At 67.7% G+C, this 20675-nt stretch carries 15 protein-coding genes; 6 read left to right on the plus strand and 9 right to left on the minus strand.

Annotated features, from left to right (window positions below):
- Positions 1-64 precede the first annotated feature (64 nt).
- From recC to recD, 3 genes are read left to right on the plus strand one after another with little or no spacing between them, the layout of a single operon-like run.
- The gene (recC, locus tag BN2156_RS15345; RefSeq protein WP_090515177.1) at positions 65-3259 is read left to right on the plus strand and encodes an exodeoxyribonuclease V subunit gamma; all 3195 of its coding nucleotides are present in this window, start codon (positions 65-67) and stop codon (positions 3257-3259) included.
- On the plus strand, positions 3256-6495 hold the full coding sequence (gene recB / locus BN2156_RS15350) for an exodeoxyribonuclease V subunit beta (protein WP_090515178.1): 3240 nt from the start codon (positions 3256-3258) through the stop codon (positions 6493-6495). The genes recC and recB overlap by 4 nt, the downstream gene beginning before the upstream one ends.
- Positions 6495-8156 (plus strand): exodeoxyribonuclease V subunit alpha, encoded by a 1662-nt coding sequence (gene recD, locus BN2156_RS15355; RefSeq protein ID WP_090515180.1) that lies wholly within the window; start codon positions 6495-6497, stop codon positions 8154-8156. The genes recB and recD overlap by 1 nt, the downstream gene beginning before the upstream one ends.
- On the opposite strand, the gene BN2156_RS30890 is transcribed toward recD, so the two are convergent.
- The 3 genes from BN2156_RS30890 to BN2156_RS15370 all read right to left on the minus strand — a co-directional run bounded on the left by BN2156_RS30890 (position 8153) and on the right by BN2156_RS15370 (position 10523).
- Positions 8153-8302: a hypothetical protein gene (locus tag BN2156_RS30890; RefSeq protein ID WP_090515182.1), complete on the minus strand. Its 150-nt coding sequence runs from the start codon at positions 8300-8302 to the stop codon at positions 8153-8155. The two genes, recD and BN2156_RS30890, sit on opposite strands and share 4 nt — an antisense overlap.
- Before the next feature lie 160 nt (positions 8303-8462).
- Entirely contained in the window at positions 8463-8882 is a 420-nt protein-coding gene (locus BN2156_RS15365; RefSeq protein ID WP_131725166.1) for a hypothetical protein, read from the minus strand.
- 69 nt (positions 8883-8951) lie between these two features.
- Entirely contained in the window at positions 8952-10523 is a 1572-nt protein-coding gene (locus BN2156_RS15370; protein WP_131725167.1) for an alpha/beta fold hydrolase, read from the minus strand.
- A gap of 176 nt (positions 10524-10699) precedes the next feature.
- Between BN2156_RS15370 and BN2156_RS15375 the strand changes: the two genes are divergently transcribed.
- On the plus strand, positions 10700-11305 hold the full coding sequence (locus BN2156_RS15375; RefSeq protein ID WP_235625315.1) for a TetR/AcrR family transcriptional regulator: 606 nt from the start codon (positions 10700-10702) through the stop codon (positions 11303-11305).
- A gap of 9 nt (positions 11306-11314) precedes the next feature.
- Here the strand turns inward: BN2156_RS15375 and BN2156_RS15380 are convergent, their stop codons facing one another.
- The gene (locus tag BN2156_RS15380) at positions 11315-12196 is read right to left on the minus strand and encodes an SDR family oxidoreductase (protein WP_090515188.1); all 882 of its coding nucleotides are present in this window, start codon (positions 12194-12196) and stop codon (positions 11315-11317) included.
- Between the two features lie 76 nt (positions 12197-12272).
- Between BN2156_RS15380 and BN2156_RS15385 the strand changes: the two genes are divergently transcribed.
- Complete coding sequence (locus tag BN2156_RS15385) at positions 12273-12836, plus strand: TetR family transcriptional regulator (protein ID WP_090515190.1); 564 nt, start codon at positions 12273-12275, stop codon at positions 12834-12836.
- A gap of 9 nt (positions 12837-12845) precedes the next feature.
- On the opposite strand, the gene BN2156_RS15390 is transcribed toward BN2156_RS15385, so the two are convergent.
- Positions 12846-14102: a L,D-transpeptidase gene (locus tag BN2156_RS15390; protein WP_090515191.1), complete on the minus strand. Its 1257-nt coding sequence runs from the start codon at positions 14100-14102 to the stop codon at positions 12846-12848.
- 124 nt (positions 14103-14226) lie between these two features.
- A complete protein-coding gene (locus tag BN2156_RS15395; RefSeq protein ID WP_090515193.1) occupies positions 14227-14760 on the minus strand; it encodes an LOG family protein in 534 nt (177 codons plus the stop codon).
- Between the two features lie 63 nt (positions 14761-14823).
- Between BN2156_RS15395 and BN2156_RS15400 the strand changes: the two genes are divergently transcribed.
- A complete protein-coding gene (locus BN2156_RS15400; protein ID WP_090515195.1) occupies positions 14824-16446 on the plus strand; it encodes a peptide chain release factor 3 in 1623 nt (540 codons plus the stop codon).
- 17 nt (positions 16447-16463) lie between these two features.
- Here BN2156_RS15400 and BN2156_RS15405 read toward each other — a convergent pair whose 3' ends face one another.
- The 3 genes from BN2156_RS15405 to BN2156_RS15415 form a co-directional block, all read right to left on the minus strand.
- On the minus strand, positions 16464-17015 hold the full coding sequence (locus tag BN2156_RS15405) for an RICIN domain-containing protein (RefSeq protein ID WP_090515197.1): 552 nt from the start codon (positions 17013-17015) through the stop codon (positions 16464-16466).
- Positions 17016-17158: 143 nt separating this feature from the next.
- Positions 17159-18235, minus strand: coding sequence for a calcium/proton exchanger (cax, locus tag BN2156_RS15410; RefSeq protein WP_090515975.1), 1077 nt, complete (start codon positions 18233-18235; stop codon positions 17159-17161).
- A gap of 46 nt (positions 18236-18281) precedes the next feature.
- On the minus strand, positions 18282-20588 hold the full coding sequence (locus BN2156_RS15415; protein WP_090515199.1) for an esterase-like activity of phytase family protein: 2307 nt from the start codon (positions 20586-20588) through the stop codon (positions 18282-18284).
- Between the last annotated feature and the right edge of the window lie 87 nt (positions 20589-20675).

A 20675-nucleotide genomic window follows, 5' to 3' on the forward strand; every position in this document is an offset into this window, starting at 1 on the left:
TTGAATCCGGGGGACGCCCTCGATTCTTCGCTCGCCGTCGTCTTGTCTCATATCGTGTGTGTCGATGGCACTGCACCTGCACCGGGCCGAGCGCACCGATCTGCTCGCCGACGGGCTGGCAGGTCTGCTGGCGCAACCCCCGTCTGACCCGTTCGCCCAGGAGCTGGTGCTGGTCCCGGCCAAGGGAGTGGAGCGGTGGCTGAGTCAGCGCCTGTCGAACCGGCTGGGAGTGTGCGCGGCAGTTGAGTTCCGCAATCCGCGGTCACTGATCGCCGAGCTGACCGGGACCGCCGAGGAGGATCCGTGGTCGGCCGATGCGATGGCGTGGCCGTTGCTGGCGGTCATCGACGAGAACTTGGATCAGCCGTGGTGTGCGCCGGTGGCCGCTCACCTCGGCCATTTCGAGACGGGTGACGAGTACGAGCTGCGTCAGGGCCGGCGCTATGCGGTGGCCCGCCGGCTGGCCGGACTGTTCGCCTCCTATGCGCGGCAGCGCCCCCAACTGCTGCTCGACTGGGACGGCCTGCCCGACGACCTGTCCTGGCAGGCGCCGCTGTGGCGGGCATTGACCGAGCGCATCGAGGCCGACCCGCCGCACATCCGTCATGCGAAAACCCTTGCCCGGCTGACCGAATCACGAACTGACCTACCTGAGCGGCTGTCGCTGTTCGGGCACACCCGGCTACCGGTCACCGAGATCGAGCTGCTGACCGCGCTGGCCACCCATCACGATCTGCATCTGTGGCTGCCGCACCCCAGCGACGACCTGTGGCAGTCACTGGCCGGCCACACCGGCCCGCTCCCCCGCCGTGAAGACAGCAGCCACCGCGATGTCGGCCACCCGTTGCTGGCCACCCTCGGCCGCGATCTGCGCGAGTTGCAGCGGGGCCTGCCGGTTCCCGACACCGACGAATACCTGAGTAGAACCGGCGGCACTGCCGAGCCCGACACGGTGCTGGGCTGGCTGCAGTCCGACATCGCCGCGAATGCGGTGCGCCCGGCCGGGCGGGTGCCGCGGCCGGAGGACCGTTCGGTGCAGGTGCACAGCTGTCACGGCCCGGCCCGGCAGATCGAGGTGCTGCGTGAGGTGCTGCTGGGTCTGCTCGCCGACGACCCGACGCTGGAGCCGCGCGACATCCTGGTGATGTGCCCTGACATCGAGACGTATGCACCGCTGATCACGGCCGGGTTCGGCCTGGGTGATGTGGTGCGCGGTGCGCATCCGGCGCACAAGCTGCGGGTGCGGCTGGCCGATCGGGCTCTGGTGCAGACGAATCCGTTGCTGTCGGTGGCGGCGTCGGTGCTGGCCCTGGCCAGTGGCCGGGCCACCGCCAGCGAGGTGCTCAATCTCGCCGAGTCGGCACCGGTGCGGGCGCGGTTCGGGTTCACCGACGACGATCTGGAGGCCATCACCGCCTGGGTGCGTGAGGCCAACATCCGATGGGGTTTCGATCAGGAGCACCGCAGCCCCTATGGCGTCGAATTCCTGCACAACACCTGGCGTTTCGGGATCGACCGGGTGCTGGCCGGGGTGGCGATGTCCGACGACTCGCACGCCTGGCTGGGCACCACGCTGCCGCTGGACGATGTCAGCAGCAACCGGGTCGAGTTGGCCGGCCGGTTCGCCGATTTCGTGGAGAAGCTCAGGGTGACTGTCGGCCGACTCAGCGGGGTGCGCCCGCTCGGCGACTGGTTGACCGCGCTGAGTGACGGCATCGACGCGCTCGCGTACTCCGATGAGGAATGGCCGGCCGCGCAGGTGCAACGCGAGTTCGCCGAGATCGCCGAGTCCGCGGGTGCGGCCGCTACGCCCATGCGGCTCAGTGATATTCGTGCCCTGCTGGATCGGCACCTGGCCGGCCGACCGACCCGGGCCAACTTCCGCACCGGCACGCTGACGGTGTGCACCATGGTGCCGATGCGCTCGGTTCCGCACCGGGTGGTGTGTCTGGTCGGGTTGGACGACGGCGTCTTTCCCCGGCTGGGTGCCGTCGACGGCGACGACGTGCTGGCCCGCGATCCGCGCACCGGCGAGCGCGACATCCGTTCCGAAGATCGCCAGTTGCTGCTCGACGCGATCGGCGCGGCCACCCAGACGCTCGTCATCACCTATACCGGCGCCAACGAGTACTCCGGTCAGGCCCGTCCCCCGGCAGTGCCGTTGGCCGAGCTACTCGACACGCTGAAGGTCACCGCCGAGCAACCCGTGGCTGTGGTGACCACACATCCGTTGCAGCCCTTCGACATTCGCAACGTCACCCCCGGCGCGCTGCTGCCGGAGGGACCGTTCACGTTCGACCCCACGGCGCTCACCGCCGCGCAGGCCAGCGCCGGGCAGCGGGCCGAGCGTCCGCCGTTCTTCGACCATCCACTACCGGCACCGGCCACCGGGGATGTCGCGCTGGCGGATCTGGTCACGTTCTTCAAGGATCCGGTGAAGGGATTCTTCCGGGCGCTGGAGTACACGCTGCCCTGGGATGTGGACGGGGTGTCCGATGAGATGCCGGTCGACATCGACGCGCTGGAAGAGTGGACCGTCGGCGATCGCATGCTCAACGACATCCTGCGCGGGATGACCCCGGCCGACGCCCAGCAGGCGGAGTGGCGCCGCGGCACGCTACCGCCGGGACAGCTGGGCTGGCGGCGGGCGATCGCGCTGCGCGATCAGTGCGCGCTGCTGGCCGCCGAGGCACTGCGGCACCGGAGCACCGACCCGCAGGCCTATGACGTCGACATCGACCTGGGCACCGGGCGGCGGCTCGCGGGTACGGTGTCCCCGGTGTTCGGTGACCGGCTGGTATCGGTGACCTATTCGAAGCTCGACGGCAAGCACCTGCTGCAGTCCTGGATCCCGTTGTTGGCGTTGGACGCCGGGCATCCCGGCCGGGACTGGTCGGCGGTATGCATCGGACGGCCCCGGCGCGGCGACACCCCGCGGGTCGCAGGGCTGGGCCGCCCGGATGATCCGGTCGCGCTGCTGGCCGATCTGGTCGCCATCTACGACGCGGGCCGGCGGGAGCCGTTGCCGTTGCCGATCAAGACGTCCTATGCATGGGCGGTGGCGCGGCACGCCGGTGATGACCCGCAGCGGGAAGCCGGATTCCGGTGGCGCAGCTCCCGATTCCCCGGTGAGGATGAGGCGCCCGCGCATGTGCGGGCGTGGGGCCGCGGCGCGCCGTTGAGCCGCCTGGCGGGGCTGGGTGAGTATTCCGAGCGGTTGTGGCTGCCGCTGCTGGAGGCCGAAAGGTCGCCGTCGTGAAGGTATTCGACCTCCTCGGCCCGCTGCCGCAGCCCAACAGCACCACGGTGCTGGAGGCCAGCGCGGGCACCGGCAAGACGTTCGCGCTGGCGGGTCTGGTGACCCGGCTGGTGGCCGAGGGCACCGCGACGCTGGATCAGATGCTGCTCATCACGTTCGGTCGCGCCGCCAGCCAGGAATTGCGGGAGCGGGTGCGGGCCCAGATCGTCGGTGCGCTGGTGGCGTTGGCGGATCCGTCGCGGGCCGACAATGATCTGCTGCGGTATCTGGTCGCCGCGGATCAGCAGGCCCGCGCGCAGCGGCTGCGGGATGCGCTGGCCGGCTTCGATGCCGCGACCATCGCCACCACGCATCAGTTCTGCCAGATCGTGCTGAAGTCCCTCGGCGTCGCCGGGGACAGCGATTCCGGTGTGACGCTGGTCGAGAGTCTTGACGACCTGGTGTGCGAGATCGTGGACGACCTGTATCTCGCGCATTTCGGTTCTCAACGCGATGTCCCTGAGCTCGGGTACGCCGAGGCACTCCGGCTGGCACGTGTCGTGGTGGCCAATCCCGCGACCGAGTTGCGACCGCTGGATCCCGAACCGGAGTCCCCGGCGGCCATCCGCGTGGGGTTCGCGCGGGCGGTGCTGGCGGAGTTGGAGATTCGTAAACGCCGCCGCGGTGTGCTGGGCTATGACGATCTGCTGACCCGGCTGGCCGGAGCACTGCAGTCCGACGATTCGGCCGCCCGGGTGCGGATGGCACAGCGCTGGCCGATCGTGATGGTCGACGAGTTCCAGGACACCGACCCGGTGCAGTGGCAGGTGATCGAGCGGGCCTTTTCGGGGAGGTCCACCCTGATCCTGATCGGCGATCCCAAGCAGGCGATCTACGCGTTCCGCGGCGGGGACATCGACACCTATCTGCGGGCCGCCGCGACCGCCGGCGACAAGCAGACGCTGGGCACCAACTGGCGCAGCGACAGTGTGCTGGTGGACCGGTTGCAGGCGGTGCTGCGCGGTGCCGAGCTCGGCGGTCCGGACATCGTGGTGCACGACGTGCAGGCGAACCACCAGGGCCACCGGCTGGTTGGCGCGCCGCACAACGATCCGTTCCGGCTGCGGGTGGTGCGGCGAAACCGTGCCGGCACCAAGGTGATTCCGATCGCCGACCTACGCGGCCACATCGGCAGGGACCTGGCCGCCGACATCGGTGCGCTGCTCAGCAGTGGCGCCACCTTCGACGGCGATCCCTTGCAGGCCCGCGACATCGCGGTGATCGTCGAGACGCACAAGGATGCCCGGGCCTGTCACACCGCACTGCTGGAGGCCGGCATCCCCGCGGTCTACACCGGGGATTCGGACGTCTTCAACTCCGAGGCCGCCGAGGACTGGCTGTATCTGCTGGAGGCCTTCGACCAGCCGCACCGTCCCGGGTTGGTGCGGGCCGCGGCGGCCACGATGTTCTTCGGGGAGACCGCGGAAACCCTTGCCGCGGGCGGGGATGCGTTGACCGACCGGGTCGCCGACACGCTGCGCACCTGGGCCGGCCATGCCCGGGAACGCGGGGTGGCGGCGATCTTGGAGGCCGCGCAGCTGGCCGGCATGGGTAAGCGGGTGCTGTCCTGGCAGGGCGGTGAGCGGTTGATGACCGACCTGGCCCACATGACCCAACTGCTCGGCGATACCGCGCACCGGGAGGGTTTCGGGCTGGCCGCGCTGCGGGACTGGCTGCGCACACAACGCGACGAGGGCGGCGGCACATCCGAGCGCAACCGGCGGCTGGACAGCGACGCAGCCGCGGTGCAGATCATGACGGTGTGGGTGAGCAAGGGCCTGCAGTTCCCGATCGTGTACCTGCCGTTCGCGTTCAATCGGTATGTGCCGGAACCGGATCTGGTGTTGTTCCACGACGAGGGCGTGCGCTGCCTGCAGGTCGGCGGCCCGGAGGCCGGGCGGGCCGAGGCGGCCGCCGATGACAGCCGCCTTACCTATGTGGCGATGACGCGGGCCCAGTCGCAGGTGGTGGCATGGTGGGCGCCATCGAACGACGAGCCGAACGGCGGTCTGTCGCGGCTGCTGCGCGGGCGCGCCCCCGGGCAGGCCGAGGTGCCGGACCGGTGCGGACCGGCCAAGGTATCCGACGACGATGCGCTGGCACGGTTGCGGGCCTGGGAAGCCGTGGGCGGCCCGGTGCTGGAGGAGTCGGTGATCGGTGCGGCGACGCCGGTGCCGGTGCGCGCGATCCCGGATGATCTGGCGGCGCGGCATTTTCATCGCTCCATCGACACCACGTGGCGGCGCACGTCGTACTCGGGGCTGCTGCGCGCGGCCGAGGAGGACGGGCACGGCGGGGTGTCCAGCGAGCCAGAGGTCGCCGAGCTGGATGACGAGTCGACCGACATCGCCGTCATCGCGCCCGGCCAGGGCGCCGACGTGCCCTCGCCGATGGCATCGTTGCCCACCGGTGCTGCGTTCGGGTCGCTCGTGCACGCGGTGCTGGAGACCGCCGACCCGCTGGCCGCCGACCTGACGGCCGAACTGCGGGCCGAGGTGGGCCGTCACGCCGCCCGCTGGCCGGTCGAGGTCTCCGCCGACGAGCTGGCGGCCGCGCTGGTGCCCATGCATGACACCCCGCTGGGTCCGTTGGCGCCCGGTGTGACGCTGCGCCAGATCGGACCGGCCGACCGGTTGTGCGAGCTGGACTTCGAGTTCCCCATGGCCGGTGGCGATCTGCGCGGTGGCGACTTCGCCCGGCTTGCCGATGTCGGTGCGCTGCTGGACGAGCATCTGCCGGCCGGGGATCCGATGGCGGTGTACGCCGAGCGACTGTCGACCGGACTGCTCGGCAATCAGCCGCTGCGCGGCTATCTGTCCGGTTCGGTGGATGTGGTGCTGCGGATCGGGCGGCGCTTCGTCGTCGTCGACTACAAGACCAACTGGCTCGGTACCGGCGACGCGACGCTCACCGCGGCCGACTACGGGCGGGACCGCATGGTCGAGGCCATGCTCCACTCGGACTATCCACTGCAAGCGTTGTTGTACAGCGTTGTGCTGCACCGGTTCCTGAGCTGGCGGTTGAAGGACTACGACCCGGCCACCCACCTGGGCGGGGTGATGTATCTGTTCGTGCGCGGGATGTGCGGGGCACAGACACCCGTCGTCGGCGGGCACCCGGCCGGGGTGTTCAGCTGGGAACCGCCCGCGGCGTTGGTGATCGCGATGTCAGAGCTACTGGATCAGGGAGCCTCGTGATGTTGGTCGCTTTCGCCGAGATCCTCGAACCCGCCGATGTGCACGTGGGCAGGCGGCTGAGCACGCTCGCCGAGGAGACCGATCCGTCGGTCATCTTGGCGCTGGCGCTGGCAGTGCGGGCGCTGCGCGGCGGTTCGGTATGTGTGGACCTGCGTTCGGTGGCCGAGCAGACCCAGTTGCCGCAGTTGCCGTGGCCCGATGCCGACGAGTGGCTGGCGGCCGTGGCGGCCAGCCCGCTGCTGGGCACGCCCCCGGTGCTGCGGTTGTTCGGAGACTTGCTCTACCTCGACCGGTACTGGTTGGAGGAACAGCAGGTGTGCGACGACGTGCTGGCCTTGGTGGGCGCGCGGCCTGGCGGTTCGGCGCCCGATGTGGCGCGGCTGTTCCCGCCCGGTTTCGAGGAGCAGCGGGCGGCGGCGAAAGTGGCGTTGTCGCAGGGGTTGACGGTGCTGACGGGCGGGCCGGGAACGGGCAAGACCACCACGGTGGCGCGGCTGTTGGCGCTGCTGGCCGAGCAGGCCGCGCTGGCCGGTCGCCCGTCGCTGCGGATCGCGCTGGCCGCGCCGACGGGTAAGGCCGCGGCCCGGCTGCAGGAGGCCGTGCAGCTTGAGGTGAGCCGGCTCGATGCCGTGGACCGGGAGCGGATCTCGGGTCTACAGGCCACCACGCTGCACCGGCTGCTGGGGCCGCGCCCGGATACGTCGTCACGGTTCCGTCATCACCGGGCAAATCGGTTGCCGCACGACGTGATCGTCATCGACGAGACCTCGATGGTGTCGCTGACCATGATGGCCCGTCTGCTGGAAGCCGTGCGTCCGCAAACCCGGCTACTGCTGGTCGGTGATCCCGATCAGCTGGCCTCGGTGGAAGCCGGCGCGGTGTTGGCCGATCTGGTCGACGGGCTGGGCTCACGCGGGGTGGCGGCCCTGCAAACCTCGCACCGGTTCGGTGAGTCGATCGGCGCGCTGGCGTCAGCAATCCGGGCCGGCGACGCTTCAGCGGCGGTCGAGGTGTTGGCGGCCGGCGGCGAGCACGTCGAGTGGGTGTCGGCGGAGGCAGGCGAGCGGCTGCGGGAAGTGCTTGTGCCACATGCCCTTGCGCTGCGCCAGGCGGCGATCCTCGGGGATGGGCGTGCGGCGCTGGACATCCTCGACGAGCACCGGTTGTTGTGCGCGCACCGGCGTGGCCCGTCTGGCGTCGCGCAGTGGAACCGTCAGGTACAACGCTGGCTCGCCGAGGCGACCGGGGAGCCCATGTGGGCATCGTGGTACGTGGGACGGCCAATCCTGGTGACGGCCAATGACTATGGGCTCAAGCTCTACAACGGCGACACCGGCGTCACGATCGCCACCCCGGACGGCCTGCGGGCCATCGTTGGTGGCACCGTGGGCGGGTCCGCGTCATTCGCGACGGGCCGGCTCACCGAGGTGGAGACCATGCACGCCATGACGATCCACAAGTCTCAGGGCAGTCAGGCCGATGAGGTGACCGTGCTGCTACCGCCGGAAGATTCCCGCTTGTTGACGAGGGAGCTCTTCTACACCGCCGTCACCCGGGCCAAGACGCGAGTTCGCGTGGTGGGGTCCGAAGCGGAGATCCGCGCGGCTATCGTCCGGCAGGCAGTCCGAGCGACCGGCCTGCGAAAGCGGCTGAAGCTCTAAACAGCGCGTCCGGCGAAAAATGCGCCGGAGATGAGGCCGATCGCGAGTGCCAGGGTAGGTAGGCCCATCGCCGCAGCCGTTACGACGCCGGCGACCGCGCCGATGCCGAGCACCAGCAGAAGTACGCCCACAAATGCACCGACCATTGCACGCCCTTTCCTATGACAGCGATCACAATGTACATCGCCGGTGGGCTGAATCACATACGGATCGCGCACCAATTTGGTTAACGATTCCGCGGCAAAATGTATAGCTGAGCTTGGTATATGCCTTGTTCGGCGCTTGTCAGCGAACTCGGGCGCAGGCCTATCCGGCGCCCGAGGCGCTCAGCGCTACGAGCACCAGCCCGGTGACGGTCACAAACGTCAGCAACGAGATCGCGAAGGCGCGTCCCCACCGGTGCCTGGGCGCGGCGAACGGCAACACGAGCGACCAGACGAGTCCCAGCGGGAGGTACATCAGGATGCCGAAGACGATCCCGTAACCATGCGGATCGCTGGCCGAGTCCGTGTCGAAGGCCGAACTCAGCATCACAAAGACGACCAGTGCCCAGAGCACCATCGCACCGCCGCCGATGAGCCCGGCGAAGCCGCGGATCGCGAGCGTGGTCTGGTATTGCCGCTTGGCCGCAGCGGATTGCTGGACATGGGCGTGGGGCGCGTAGGCCTGCGGGCCGTACCGGTCCACCCACTCATGCGGGTATTCCTCTGGTGGCGAATCCTCCACGGCAACCCCCGGCTCGGTGTTCTCCCCAGGATATGGGCGCAAACCTGGGGCGACGCACACCGATTTCGCTCAGACGGCGATCGCGACGGATTGGCCGGCCAGCGGTTCGTACACCGCGTATCGGAACAGGGCGTCGAGGAGCGGCCCTACCAGTCCGTCCCACGGTGTCGCCTGTACCGGGTCGGCCGAGGTGAACGGCAGCACCACCGCGGTGGCGGTGCCCGCTGAGGTCGGGATGTCGATGCTCTGCTGCGGCTCTCCGTGGATCCCGTCGTCGGTCCCGTTGAACATGTCGTTGATCCAGCCGGCCGAGATCGTCTTGACCGCTTCGGTGTTCTGCGGTTGCGAGAAGCCGGCGATGAAGTACTCGGCGAATTGCAGGATCGGGTTGCCGCCGGTCATTCCGTCGATGTGGCGCCCGCCGACCAGCATAACGCCGTTGAACTGCCCGGGCCGGGCGGCCTGGAGTTCGTCGCCGACGGTGCCGTTGCGATTCCACACATAGCGTTCGGATGAAATCAGCAGTACGGGACGGTAATTGGCGCCGCTCAGCTGGTCCAGCGCGTCGGGCATGTCGTTGTGGGTGTCCACCGCGTCGAGCAGCACGATCCCCGCCAGATCGTCGACAGCACCGTTTTCGACCATGCGCCCGGCGGCGCCGGTGACCAGCATCCCGCCCAGAGAATGGCCGACGAGAACGAACTTGGCGGGCAATGTGACGGGGTGGCCTGCCGCCGCACTGGCGCTCGCGGTGAGTTCGGACCGGTCCTCGGCGAACAGGTCGGCCACGGACTGCTGCATCGGTTCTCCCCCGATCCATTCGCCGTCCGTGTCGAACAGGTTTGACGACAATGTGGGGACTACCACGATGCTGTTCGTCGACTCGGCCAGATAGGCCGCGGTGTAGCTGTACATCGGGCCGGTGGCCATGAAGCCATGCTGCAGATAGATCACGCCGGTGGCGGAGTCCGGGTCTTCGGGGAAATACCAGTCGGCGCGCACCGTCTGGTCGGTTCCCGGCATGTCGAGCGTCGACGTGCGCACCGTGACGGTGCTGCCCGGCGGGAGTGCCGGCGGACCCGAAAACACCTGCAGCGCAGCGCCGACCACGTTGAACACCAGTGATCCGACGATGTTGACCAGCGGTGCCGAATCCTGCCCGGTCGCCCGGGTTCTGATCGCCGCGGTGGGAACCTTGTCGGTGCGATCGGCGATCAGAGTGCGGCCCGGCGTGGCGATACGGTCGACGGCACCAGTGATCAAGGGCTTCTCCGCGGCGACATCGATGGCCTTCCGAATCTCTGGCATCAAACGCTTTGTCGAGAGCTTGGGCCGCGGAAGTGATTGCGCCGTCCGCAGAGTGGGCCGCCGGTCGAGGGCGCCGGTGAGCGCCGTGCGGGCCCTCGTCGCGATGTCGTCGACCCGACGCACCTTCTCCTTGCGCGGGCCCAGGCGTGCGGGCTTGTCGCGTCGCAATGACGGTTTGTCAGAGTCCTTGGCGGACTGCGTCGTTGAATCTCCGCTGCCGGGATCGGCCTGCGCCGGAGCAACTCCCACAGTCAACCCCATCCACAGGGCAACCACCAGCACACCCCACCCCAACGCCAGCACTACCCGGCCCGCACTCCCCCGTTTGGTCACGCAGGCACGCTAACCGGCGGCATCGCCGTCGCGCAGGAAAATAGAACAAATTGGGAAAAATGTTCCTTTAATGCTGGATCGAGGAGCTCTCGGCTTCCGTCATACTGAAACCCCACAACGCCGTAGAGCAGGACGATCGATTGTCAGCACCAGTTCGACGCACCCGCGGACGGCCGGTGGGCGGGGGCAATACTGCCGAGCAGGCCCGCGAGCTGTTGATGGACGCCGCCGAGCATCTGTTCACCACTCGCGGATACCGAACCTCGACAATGGAAGTCATCGCCCACGAGGCCGGGTATTCGCGTACCGCGATCTACCGTCAGTTCGCCAACCGCAACGAGTTGATCGCAGCCATGGTGCAGCGCACCACTCAGCGCCACATGGCCTCGATCCTGGAGCGCATCCCCGCGGATGCCGGGCCCATCGACCTCCTGATCGAGAGCATGGTCATCGTGGCGACCGAGTTGGTCGCCGATCCGCTACTCAACACGATCGCCGACCAGACTCCCGATGGCACGATCGCGTCGTTGATCGCCAAGGACTCGGATCTGACGGACCTGGTGACCACCACCGTCGAGGCCATCATCGCCGACGACGCCGCCCAGTTCCGGCCCGGTCTGCACCCGCACGATCTGGCGCAGTTCATCATCGCGACGTCGCTGAGCTTCCTGGTGAAGGCCGTGCCCGTGCGCAACGATCCGGCGGTGGCACGGGACTACATCGAGACGTTCATCCTGCCGGCGATCGTGAAGAAGCCACCGCCGCCGCGTCGCGTTTTCTGAGCAGCAACCTCAGTCGAAGTAGTGCCCGCGGTCGAGATCCTCGAGCAGCCCGGCTTCGGATGGCTGCCAACCGAACCGTTCGCGGGTCAGCACGCTGGAGGTCGGGACGTCGAGGGCGAACATGCCGCCGATCCACCCGAAGTGCTCGAAGGCCTGTTCGGCCGGGACCGAGGTCACGGGGAGCCCGAGGTGGCGGCCGATGGTGGCGGCGATGTCCCGGCCTGCGATGCCCTCCTCGGCGACCGCGTGCAGAACCGTCCCCGTGGGCGCCTGCTCCAAGGCCAGCCGGAACAGCGGGGCGGCGTCGAGACGGTGGACGGCCGGCCACCGGTTGGCGCCGTCACCGATGTAGGCCGACACACCCTTTTCCCGGGCGATCTGGATCAGCCTGGGCACGAAGCCGTGATCGCCTTCGCCGTGCGTCGTCGGTGACAATCGCACGATCGAGGCCCGGACACCTTGGTCAGTGAAGGCCAGCGCCGCGGGTTCCGAGTGCCGGGGCAACCCGGGTTGAAACGCGTCGTTCTCGGTGAAGGTGCGCCCGGCGTTGTGACCGGCCACGCCGGAAGTGACGACCAGCGGTCGGCCCGAGCCCACGAGGGTCGAGCCGAGAACTTGGATGGCGCGACGGTCCAGCTCCCCGGCATCGGTGAAGTTGTCGAAGTCGTGATGAAAGGCCAGGTGAATCACACCGTCGCTGGCGCCGGCGGCGGCCCGCAGGCTGTCGTGGTCATTCAGATCGCCGCGATGGACGCCGGCTCCGGTCGCGCGGATGTCGGCGGCCGAGGCGTCGGAGCGGGCCAGGCCGACGACGTCGTGCCCGTGCGCAACGAGATCGCGAACCACCGCGGTGCCGACGAAGCCCGATGCGCCGGTGACGAAAACCTTCATGGAATCCTCCTGATGTCAGTGACTGTCATCAGGTGAACGCGATGACAGTCACTGACATTCCCTAGGATCAGATTCCATGAGCCGCTGGGAGCCCAACGCGAGTGACCGCCTGCAGGAGGCGGCCTTGCAGCTCTACCTTGAGCGCGGGTTCGACCAGAGCACGGTCGCCGAGATCGCCGAGCGGGCCGGGCTGACCGAGCGCACCTATTTCCGCTATTTCGCCGACAAACGCGAGGCACTGTTCGGCGGACAGGCCATGCTCACCGAGATTCTGCTCGCCGGAATCGCCGACGCCCCGGCCGACGGCGCACCGCTCGACGTCATCGGTACCGCGCTGACCGCACTCGGGGCGATGTTCGACGGCCGGCGCGACCATGCCCGGCGCCGGCAGTCGGTCATCGACGCCAACCCCGCGCTGCAGGAGCGTGAGCTGATCAAACTCGCCACCCTGTCCACCGCGATGGCCGAAGCGCTACGTGACCGCGGCATCGACGATCCGGCGGCACAGTTGGCCGCCGAAACCGGGATGGCGGTGTTCAAGGTGGCATTCGGCCGATGGGTGCACGACAGCACCGCTGCCGGCCTGGCCGAGATCGTCACCTCGACGATGGATGACCTGAAGGCGTTGACCGCCCAGTAGCCGCGACGCTCAGCGCAGGGCGCTGCCCTTGACCCATTCGGCCCAGGGCACCGACCAGTCGCCGTTGTTCTCGGGCTTCAGCGGATCCCCGCCGGTGTTGCGGATCTCGACGATGTCACCGGGCACCGAGAAGTTGTAGAACCACTCGGCGTTCTCGCCGCTGAGGTTCAGACAGCCGTGGCTGACGTTCTCCTTGCCCTGCGCCCAGATCGTCGAGTTCAACTGGTGCAGGTAGATGCCGTCGATGCTGATCCGCGTGGCCCACGGGATGGTGGTCTTGTAGCCCAGGCGCGAGTTGACCGGCAGGCCGTAGGTCGATGAGTCCATCACCACCGGATTGGCCTTGTCCATCACGGTGTAGACGCCGCGCGGGGTCCAGAAGCTCATCGTGGTGCCGCCGACGGTTTCGGTGCCGCCCATGCCCATCGAGGTCGGCATGGTGCGCACCAGCTTGCCGTTCTCGTAGACCCGGACCTGCTTGTCGGTGTCGTCGGCGACGGTGACGTGCGAGGCGCCGATGGTGAAGGAGACCTTCTCGTCCTGCGCGCCGTAGAGATCGTCGCCGAGCTTGGCGCCGTAGATGCCGGCGTCGACGGTCACCTTGGTGCCCGGGGCGTAGTACTTCTCCGGGCGCCAGTGCGCGGTCTGGTCATCGATCCAGTTCCACGCGCCGACGGCCTTGGGCTCGGTGATGACCCTCATCCGGTTCTCGGCGCTGGCCTTGTCGGTGACCGGCTCGTCGAACCGCGCGACGATCACCATGCCGACGCCGTAGGTGGCGCCGTCCTGCAGCGGGGCGTAGTTCGTCCCGTTGAGATAGACGCGGGCCTGGTAGCCGGGGGTCACGGTACTGAACGAGACGGTCTTGCGGGTCGGCATGCCGCCGGGACCGCGCGCATCGACCTTGAGCGTGTAGGTGCGGCCATAGCCGAGCGTGGTGGTCGGCTTCCAGGTCCTGGCGTCGGGGGTGAGGACGCCGGGGATTTCCTTGCCCGCGTCGTTGAGCATCGTCACGCGCGCCACGGTGCCGGTGTCGGCGGTGACCATGATCCGGGCCAGCGGGTCGACCTCAGCGTCAGGCTTGGGGGTGATGGTCAGTTTGGCCGGCTCGGTGGGTGAGGGCTGCGGGACGCCTTGTGGCGGCGCGGCCAACGTCTGGCAGTGCTCGGCGCAGTCCGGCAGGGCCGAGACAACGACACCACCTGACACGGCCAACACAGCAAGTGCGACCGCGAGGTAGGCACGACGAACAGACGTCAACATCACTCCAATGTGGTTCGGCGAGGGCCATATTGATCGAGGTTCCGATCGTGCATCAATCGTAACCGGAGCCCATGATCTTCCACACAAGGGCTACCCGCCGTAGGCGAGTCGTGATCGTCTCGTTGCCTCAGGTTCCGGCGCTGTCCAGATACGCCATTGCCGCGGCCGGTTCCTCGGTGACGAACACCAGGTCGTCCAATGGCACGGGCAGGAACCCGTCCTGCTCCATCCGGCGCAGCTGGATCACCAGGCCGTCGTAGAAGCCGGCGGTGTTCAGCAGCACCACGGGCTTGTCGTGACGACGGTGCTTGCGTAACTCCAGGATCTCGGTGGCCTCATCGAGGGTGCCCAGCCCGCCGGCCATCACCACCAGTGCGTCGGAACGCGCCAACAGCGTCGCCTTGCGCTCGGCCAGATCTGCGGTGATCACCATTTCGTCAGCGCCCGGTCTGGCGTGCGAGCGCAGAAACTCGACCGAGATGCCCACCAGCCGGCCGCCGCTGTTCTGCACTTCGTCGGCCACGACTTTCATCAGCCCTTTGTCGGAACCGCCCCAGACCAGGGTGTGGCCTGCCTTGCCGAGCAGTTCGGCGAAGGTGCGCGCCGGTTCGGTGTAGCGCTCATCGAGGTCGGCGGCCGAGAGGAAGACGCAGATGTTCATCACGCCCGATCATGCCCTCGATTACGGGTTTGCCCTCAAACCCCCATACCATCGCTAGTCGACATGACCGACAATGCCCTGGCCACTCCCGCCGCCAACACCCCGCAAGCTGCCAAGATCTCCGCCGAGGCGGCCCGTCGCCGTACCTTCGCCGTCATCAGCCACCCCGACGCCGGTAAGTCGACGCTGACCGAGGCGCTGGCGCTGCACGCCCGGGTGATCACCGAGGCCGGCGCGATCCACGGCAAGGCGGGCCGGCGCTCCACCGTGTCGGACTGGATGGAGATGGAGAAGGCCCGCGGCATCTCGATCACATCGACCGCGCTGCAGTTCCCTTACCGCGACTGCGTCATCAACCTGCTCGACACCCCCGGTCACGCCGACTTCTCCGAGGACACCTACCGGGTGCTGACCGCGGTGGACTGCGCGGTCATGCTCATCGACGCCGCGAAAGGCCTTGAGCCGCAGACCCTCAAACTGTTCCAGGTGTGTAAGCACCGCGGCATCCCGATCATCACGGTGATCAACAAGTGGGACCGCCCGGGTCGGCACGCGCTGGAGTTGATGGACGAGATCCACGAGCGGATCGGGCTGCGCACCACTCCGCTGACCTGGCCGGTGGGTATCGCAGGGGATTTCAAGGGCGTGATGGATCGCCGGGAGAACAAGTTCATCCGGTTCACGCGTACCGCGGGTGGCGCCACCGCGGCGCCCGAGGAACACATCGCCGCCGACGACGCCCACGCTGCCGCCGGGGACGACTGGGACACCGCCGTGGAGGAGTCCGAGCTGCTGTCGGCCGACGGGTCCGACTACGACCGCCAGACTTTCCTGTCCGGCGAATCCTCGCCGGTGCTGTTCACCTCGGCCGCGTTGAACTTCGGTGTCAACCAGCTGCTGGACGTGCTGGTGGAGTTGGCCCCGGCGCCCAGCGGCTCGCTCGATGTCGACGGGAACCGCCGGGCGGTGGACTCGCCGTTCAGCGCGTTCGTGTTCAAGGTGCAGGCCGGCATGGACTCCTCGCACCGCGACCGCATCGCGTATGCACGCGTGGTGTCGGGGACGTTCGAGCGCGGCGACGTGCTCACCCACGCCGCGACCGGCAAGCCGTTCGTCACCAAGTACGCGCAGTCGGTGTTCGGTCAGCAGCGCTCGACGCTCGACGACGCGTGGCCCGGCGATGTGATCGGGTTGGCCAACGCCGCGGCGCTGCGCCCCGGCGACACGCTGTACCGCGACATCCCCGTGGTGTATCCGCCGATCCCGAGCTTCTCCCCCGAGCATTTCGCGGTGGCCCGCGGCACCGATCCCAGCAAGCACAAGCAGTTCCGCAAGGGCATCGAGCAGCTCGAGCAGGAAGGCGTCGTGCAGGTCCTGCGCTCGGACAAGCGCGGCGATCAGGCGCCGGTGTTCGCCGCGGTCGGGCCGATGCAGTTCGAGGTGGCCGCCCACCGGATGGCCACCGAACTCAGCGCGCCGATCTCGCTGGAGAACCTGCCCTATCAGGTGGCGCGGGTCGTCCGCCCCGAGGACGCCGAGTTCGTGAACCGTCAGGTGTCCTGTGAGGTGTTGACCCGGTCCGATGGCGTCATGCTCGTGCTGTTCTCCACTCCGTGGCGACTGGAGGGCTTCCAGCGGGACAACCCCGACATCAAGCTCGGGTCACTGGTCGCCGCTGAGGGCTGATCGGTTCCGTTCCCGACTCAGTTGTCGTCGATCCTTCCGCCGCCCTGGAATACGATGCGCCAGGTCCGCGACGGGTGGTCATCACAGGTGAATTGCAGTGCGTCGACGTTGTTTTCGGTGCTCACCCCACCCGCGATGGTCAGGCACTTGCGGGTTTGGACATTGCGGATCTGATAGGTCCCGTCGCCCTGGAAGTCGAGTATCCAACGGCGTGACGGGTGATCGTCGCAGTTGAACTGCAATGCGCGCACGTTGTTTTCCGTGCTCACCCCACCGGCGATGGTCAGACACTTGTTGGTTTGCACATTCCTGATCTGCACGGTGCCGTCACCCATGTCGTCGAGCATCCAGCTGCGGGACGGATGGCCGTCACAGTCGAACTGCAGTGCCAGCACGTTGTTCTCCGTGCTCACCCCACCGGCGATCGTCAGGCACTTGCCGGTTTGGGTGTTGGCGAGCAGGGCTTTCCGAGACCCGGCCTGCGCCGCCGGCCCGAACATCAGACCGACCGCACACACGCCCGTGAGGGCCACGCCGGCGAATGCACGCCGGGCTGTCGAAGCGTCCATGGCATTACCCCTGTGTTGACTCGTTTGTCGGGCACGGACGGTTTCACTCCTTGGCGTAAATCCGCCGCGTATCCACAGAGTGACGAGCAGCACGGTGCGGCCACACGCGTAGCCGACTACCTGATTCGTCGGCGGCTGATCCGTCAGCCCCACCAGAACGAGGCGGCGATGACGCAGTACAGGGCGATCAGTGCCGCGCCTTCCAACCAGGTGGATTCGCCGTCGAAGGCGATGATCGCGGCCAAGATGACGGCGACCAGCAGGGCGACGATCAGCATCGGCCCGAACACCAGGGTCAGCGAGGCCAGCCCGAAGATCTGACTCACCAACACCAGCACCGGTGCCAGCACCAGCGCGATCTGGATCGGGCTGTTCAGGATGATCGAGAAGGCGTACTCCGACTCGTTTTTGGCGGCCAGTTGCACACCGACGACGTTCTCCACCGCGTTGCCGGCGATGGCCACGATCACCAGACCGGCGAATGCCTGCGAGATGTGCAGCGAGTCCATCGCCGGTTCCAGCGCGGCAACGAACCAGTCCGAGACGAACGCCGCCGCCCCGCCCGCGATGGCCAGCATGCCGATCGCCAATCCGACCGGCCACCGCGGTGCCTCCTTGGCCGGCTGCGGCACCGGGTCACTGGTCTTGGTCTTGTCCCGGCTCAACGAGTACGGCAACGACAGCCCGAACAGCACCAGCAGGACGACCGACACGATCATCGAGAAGGACACTTCGTGTTCGGAGGCGGGAGCGTGCACCTCGTGCGCGATCGAGGGAATCGCCATCGCGGTGACCGACAAGACCATCAGCACCAGGATGGTGCGGACCTGGGCCGAGCCAAGTTTCTGTGGGCCGTGCTTCAATCCACCGACCAGGAACGCCAAGCCCAGCACCAGCAGCAGATTGGCCAGGATCGAGCCGATCAGCGCGGCCCGCACCACGTCGACCAGTCCGGCCTTGAGGGCGAAGATGCAGATGAACAGTTCGGGCAGATTACCGAGGGCGGACTGCAGCACCCCGGTCGCGCCGGGGCCGAACCGGTCTCCGAGTTGATCGACGGCCAGGCCCACGACCGAGGCCAATACGGTGACTGCCAGCGCACTGACGACGAAGCCGACCAGGTGCGGCCAGCCGCCGTAGTGGGACAGCCCCGCGACCACACAGATGGCCAGGCCACCGAAGATCAACAGCTTGTCGGATCGGATGAGCGCCGTCCCCATGCGCGTCATCATGTCACTTCGGCCCCGTTCCAAGGCCGAACCAGGGCTACCCCTGCAGCGCGTCGGCCGCCGGGCCGAGGTCGAGGAATACGGTCTCCCCGTTGGCGTCGTCGAGCCCGTCGTTGTCGGTGACCACGTACAGGTTCTGGTTGCCGGCGATCGCGAAGCCCTCGACTTTCTCCTGCACGTAGCCATTGGGGGCCTGCAGGTCGGGCAACAGGTTGCGGGCCAAGGTCTTCGGCAGCACCCGGGGCTTTTCGGTAGAGGTCACGCCTTGGCCGTCGGGAATCGCCACCCGGTACAGCGCCTTCACCCGCGCGTCGGGGCCGTTCAGCTTGTCGCGTTCGAGAATCAACAATTCACCGTTGTGGACGGCGATCTCGGACACTCCGACCCAGTCATCCTTGGTGCTGGTGGGCTCCAGCTGATAGCCAAACCACTCCCACTTGTCCTCGGCCGGGGTGTAACGCCCAAGGCGGACCACGCCTTTCGGATCGGACTTGAGCTCACGTTGCAGCGCCACCCAGACCGAGCCTCCGTCGACAGCGACCCCTTCGAGACCGTTGCTGCCGAGTTGTGCCGCAATGTCTTTGGGCAAGGGCACCCGCTTTTCGATCTTGCCGTCGGCCGCGACGTAGACGATCTGGTTACCCGCGCCGTCTTCGCCTTCCACCGCCAGCACGAATCCACCGTCGGGGCGGGCGGATACACCCTCGGTGTCGAGGGCCAGGGGCTTGCCGTCCTCGGTGACCGGCAGCGCGGTGTCGATCAGGGCCGGCTTCTGGCTGACGTCGACACCCAGGATGCGGGCCGGGCCGTAGGCGATGTCGGTGGCGGTGTAGAGCCGGTTGGCGTCGTTCGGGTCCGCCGTCAGCGCGCCGAGCGCTCCCCATCCGATCGGCGCCCCGTCGACGTCGCGAGAGACGATGGAGGGAAAGTCCGGTTTGCCTGTGGTGGCGAAGGATTCGCCATAGCCGTAGAGGTTGACCGACGCCCGCACGCGGTTCTCGGCATCGTCGGACTCCGACGAAATCGCCAGCAGGTTGCGCGACGGGATCGGCAGGACGCCCTCGGGGCCCGGTGTGGTCGGCAGGATCTGCCGGAACCTCGGCGCGGCCGGTTCGCTGACGTCGTAGACCGCGACGAAATTGCTGCGTTCGGAGGCGATCAACGCAGTGGGTCGCCCACCGATGGTGGTGATGGCCAGGCCTTCTGGCTCGGGCCCCTTGGATTCCGTACGGCTTTCGATGTGCAGGCCGGTGCGCACCGCGAGCTGTTCGAGGGAGTTTCCGGCGTCCCACACCACCTCACCGGTGTTGGCGTTGAAGATCGTCCAGCCGCGGGTGCCGCCCTTCCAGTCGCCTTCGTTGGCGGTGGCGAGGTAGTCGTCATGGATCCAGCCGATGGCGTCCGGCTCGCGCGGAGTGTCGGGGATCGACCCGGTCTGGTCGATCGCGTCGTCCTCTTTGGTGTCGATGCGGTCGACGGATTGGCCTCCAGCGCCGAAGATCTTGGTGACGGTGCCGGTGTGGCCGTCGATGACGGCGATGCCGTTGTTCTCCTGCAGGGTCACCGCGACCTGGCCGCGGGAGTTGATGCTGACGTATTCCGGTTCCAGATCTTCGGGGGTGTCCAGGCCCGCCTTTCGCGCGGCTTCGACGTCGAAGTCGACCTTGCGAGGCTTCCAGGTGTTCGGTGCACCGGTGAGGTCGATGAGTTGCACGAAACCCGTTGGCGGCTGCGGCAAATCACCTTCCTCCTTGCCGGGCGGGGTGAATTCCTCATCGCGCTGGTTTTCCATGGCGATCGCGGCGAAGGAGCCGTCAGGGCTGATGGCGATCGAATCCGGCTGGCCGCCCAGGTCGACGCTGTGCACGCGGGTGCGGTCGCTGACCCGGACGATGTCGACGCGGCCTGACGGGTGCGCGAAGTCGCCTCCGGTGGTGTCGACGACGACCAGGACGACGTCTTGTACGGCGGCCACCGAGGTGGGCTGGTCGTCTTTGTGGCCCAGCTCCGCGAGCGAAAGGGTGCCCTTGCCAACCGGTTTGGCTGGGTCTTTGATGTCGACGAAGCCGATGCGCTTGGCGGCGGCGTCGGTGTATATGACGGTGTTGCCATCGGGAGTGACGGTGGAGATCTCGGCGACGGTTTCTTTGTCTACCGGATCTTCGGCCGGCTTGTTGAGATACACCGGGTAGGTGGCGGTGCGGTGGTAACGGTCCGGGTCGGGAAGGTTCCAGTCGATCGGCGAGGTCGCGTTGGGGGTCTGCGGCTTCTGGTCCTCGCCGGTGCAGCCTGCCAGGATCAGCGCTGCCGCGGTGGTCACCGCTGCGGCCCGTGCCGTTCTCATTCGCCACCCTCTTCAGTTGTGCCGGTGCGTCGCACGAGCTTGACGCGCACAGGTGACTGACAGGGGTTGCCCAGGTGAACGGACGGC

It is taken from the genome of Mycolicibacterium neworleansense, assembly GCF_001245615.1.
GTDB lineage: Bacteria > Actinomycetota > Actinomycetes > Mycobacteriales > Mycobacteriaceae > Mycobacterium > Mycobacterium neworleansense.